The organism is Nocardia noduli, assembly GCF_019038455.1.
Taxonomy (GTDB): domain Bacteria; phylum Actinomycetota; class Actinomycetes; order Mycobacteriales; family Mycobacteriaceae; genus Nocardia; species Nocardia noduli.
Genome location: NZ_JAFMPL010000310.1, coordinates 1 through 401, shown reverse-complemented (window position 1 = coordinate 401; position 401 = coordinate 1). Strand labels below are relative to the sequence as shown.

General features: G+C 49.9%; 1 protein-coding gene. It reads left to right on the top strand.

Annotated features, from left to right (window positions below; all coding sequences use genetic code 11):
• The first annotated feature begins 58 nt into the window (after positions 1 to 58).
• Positions 59 to 322: a replication initiation protein gene (locus JZ792_RS41535; protein ID WP_308165657.1), complete on the top strand. Its 264-nt coding sequence runs from the start codon at positions 59 to 61 to the stop codon at positions 320 to 322.
• Positions 323 to 401: the final 79 nt, after the last annotated feature.

The following is a 401-nucleotide window of genomic DNA, read 5'->3' as shown; positions in this document are numbered from 1 at the left end:
CCTCTGGGACAGGTCAGTAATCATCAAGAACGAGGAAAAACGAGAAGAGTTCCGCTGTGTGCAGTACCGGGCGCAGTATTTCAAAGGTGAGGCGAAAGTAGATATCACCTTCTCCGATGCCATCATGCCGTATCTGACACAGCTGAAGGGGCAGTTTACGCGGGTAGTCGTGAAGAACGTCTCCAGCCTTTCCAGCACCTACAGCATCCGCATTTACGAGCTGCTCCAGCAGTTCCGCAGCCCCGGTGACAGACCGAGAGCTATCGATGATTTCCGCACCATGCTTGCCGTTGAAGATAAATATCAACAATTCAACGACTAGAATACGATGATAATCAAGCCAGCCATCGCCGAACTGAACGACAAAAGCGAACTGGTTGAAACTGTTGAGACGAACAAAA